The 3,202-nt window shown below is 47.5% G+C and carries 2 rRNA genes; both read right to left on the minus strand.

The window, feature by feature from the left end:
* Positions 1 to 3: 3 nt before the first annotated feature.
* Positions 4 to 120 (minus strand): 5S ribosomal RNA (rrf, locus tag FC86_RS00070).
* 69 nt (positions 121 to 189) lie between these two features.
* Positions 190 to 3,101, minus strand: a 23S ribosomal RNA gene (locus FC86_RS00075).
* Positions 3,102 to 3,202: the final 101 nt, after the last annotated feature.

Below are 3,202 nucleotides of genomic sequence, written 5' to 3' on the forward strand. Positions count from 1 at the left end.
AAAGCGTGGCAACGTCCTATCCTCGCAGGTAGTCACCCACCAACTACTTTCGGCGTTAAGAAGCTTAACTTCTGTGTTCGGCATGAGAACAGGTGTAACCTTCTTGCTATCGCCACCACACTTTTTTACCTTGAGTGTTGAACACTCAAAACTGAATATGATTTATTTTCCAAAAACCTACCGCTTAACTTGGTTAAGTCCTCGACTGATTAGTACTAATCCGCTCCATATATCGCTATACTTCCACTCTTAGCCTATCTACCTCATCATCTCTGAGGTGTCTTACTTCCTTAAAGGAATGGGAAATCTCATCTTGAGGGGGGCTTCGCACTTAGATGCTTTCAGCGCTTATCCCGTCCATACATAGCTACCCAGCGATGCCCTTGGCAGAACAACTGGTACACCAGCGGTATGTCCATCCCGGTCCTCTCGTACTAAGGACAGCTCCTCTCAAATTTCCAACGCCCGCGACGGATAGGGACCGAACTGTCTCACGACGTTCTGAACCCAGCTCGCGTGCCGCTTTAATGGGCGAACAGCCCAACCCTTGGGACCGACTACAGCCCCAGGATGCGACGAGCCGACATCGAGGTGCCAAACCTCCCCGTCGATGTGAACTCTTGGGGGAGATAAGCCTGTTATCCCCAGGGTAGCTTTTATCCGTTGAGTGATGGCCCTTCCATGCGGTACCACCAGATCACTAAGCCCGACTTTCGTCCCTGCTCGACTTGTAAGTCTCGCAGTCAAGCTCCCTTATACCTTTACACTCTGCGAATGATTTCCAACCATTCTGAGGGAACCTTTGGGCGCCTCCGTTACACTTTAGGAGGCGACCGCCCCAGTCAAACTGCCCACCTGACACTGTCCTCTACCAAGATAATTGGCAAAAGTTAGAGGATTCATAAAACAAGGGTAGTATCCCAACAATGTCTCCATGAAAACTAGCGTTCTCACTTCATCGACTCCTACCTATCCTGTACATGTTTCACAAATACTCAATATCAAGCTACAGTAAAGCTCCATGGGGTCTTTCCGTCCTGTCGCGGGTAACCAGCATCTTCACTGGTAATATAATTTCACCGAGTCTCTCGTTGAGACAGTGCCCAAATCATTGCGCCTTTCGTGCGGGTCGGAACTTACCCGACAAGGAATTTCGCTACCTTAGGACCGTTATAGTTACGGCCGCCGTTTACTGGGGCTTCAATTCAAACCTTCGCTTACGCTAAGCTCTCCTCTTAACCTTCCAGCACCGGGCAGGCGTCAGCCCCTATACGTCATCTTTCGATTTAGCAGAGACCTGTGTTTTTGATAAACAGTTGTTTGGGCCTATTCACTGCGGCTGATTTAAAATCAGCACCCCTTCTCCCGAAGTTACGGGGTCATTTTGCCGAGTTCCTTAACGAGAGTTCACTCGCTCACCTTAGGATTCTCTCCTCGACTACCTGTGTCGGTTTGCGGTACGGGTACAATACATCTAACTAGAAGCTTTTCTCGGCAGTGTGACATCAACGACTTCGCTACTTAATTTCGCTCCCCATCACAACTCATCCGTATAATTATAAGCATTTGACTCATAATAAAACTTGTTGCTTGGACGTGCTCTTCCATTCGCACATTCGTTTAGCCTGCTGCGTCCCTCCATTGTTCAAACAATGCATTATAGTACAGGAATATCAACCTGTTTTCCATCGACTACGCCTTTCGGCCTCATCTTAGGTCCCGACTAACCCTGGGAGGACGAGCCTTCCCCAGGAAACCTTAGTCTTTCGGCGGATAGGATTCTCACCTATCTTTCGCTACTCATACCGGCATTCTCACTTCTAAGCGCTCCAGCAGTCCTTACGATCTACCTTCTTCGCCCTTAGAACGCTCTCCTACCACGTGTTATAAATAACACATCCACAGTTTCGGTACTATGCTTAGCCCCGGTACATTTTCGGCGCGGCGTCACTCGACTAGTGAGCTATTACGCACTCTTTAAATGAATGGCTGCTTCTAAGCCAACATCCTAGTTGTCTACGCAATGCCACATCCTTTTCCACTTAGCATAAATTTTGGGACCTTAACTGGTGATCTGGGCTGTTTCCCTTTCGACTACGGATCTTATCACTCATAGTCTGACTCCTGGATATAGATCAATGGCATTCGGAGTTTATCTGAATTCAGTAACCCTTGACGGGCCCCTAGTCCAAACAGTGCTCTACCTCCACGATCCTTTACTCCAAGGCTAGCCCTAAAGCTATTTCGGAGAGAACCAGCTATCTCCAAGTTCGTTTGGAATTTCACCGCTATCCACACCTCATCCCCGCACTTTTCAACGTACGTGGGTTCGGTCCTCCAATGCATTTTACTGCATCTTCAACCTGGACATGGATAGGTCACTTGGTTTCGGGTCTACATCATGATACTTATTCGCCCTATTCAGACTCGCTTTCGCTTCGGCTCCGTCTCTTCAACTTAACCTTGCATCATAACGTAACTCGCCGGTTCATTCTACAAAAGGCACGCCATCACCCATTAACGGGCTTTGACTACTTGTAGGCACATGGTTTCAGGATCTATTTCACTCCCCTCCCGGGGTGCTTTTCACCTTTCCCTCACGGTACTGGTTCACTATCGGTCACTAGGGAGTATTTAGCCTTGGGAGATGGTCCTCCCGGATTCCGACTGGATTTCTCGTGTCCAGCCGTACTCAGGATACTACTTTGGTATAAACAAGATTTAAAATACAGGGCTATCACCTTCTACGGCTGAGCTTCCCAACTCATTCTTCTATCTTATTTAAGTCCGTTATTGTAGTCCTACAACCCCAAGAAGCAAGCTTCTTGGTTTGGGCTCTTTCCGTTTCGCTCGCCGCTACTCAGGAAATCGATTTTTCTTTCTCTTCCTGCAGGTACTGAGATGTTTCAGTTCCCCGCGTCTTCCTCCTGCATGCTATGTATTCACATACAGATACTAAGATTACTCTTAGTGGGTTTCCCCATTCGGATATCTCTGGATCAAAGCTTACTTACAACTCCCCAAAGCATTTCGGTGTTTGTCCCGTCCTTCATCGGCTCCTAGTGCCAAGGCATCCACCATGCGCCCTTTATCACTTAACCTGTGATTTCTCTTTAATTTACTCTTAAAACGCGGTGTTTAGTTATCTTTTCGATAACCTCGGCTTTTGGTTCTTAAATCATATTCAGTTTTCAATGTTCAA

Origin of the sequence: Holzapfeliella floricola DSM 23037 = JCM 16512, from assembly GCF_001436605.1 — a bacterium.
Classification (GTDB): domain Bacteria; phylum Bacillota; class Bacilli; order Lactobacillales; family Lactobacillaceae; genus Holzapfeliella; species Holzapfeliella floricola.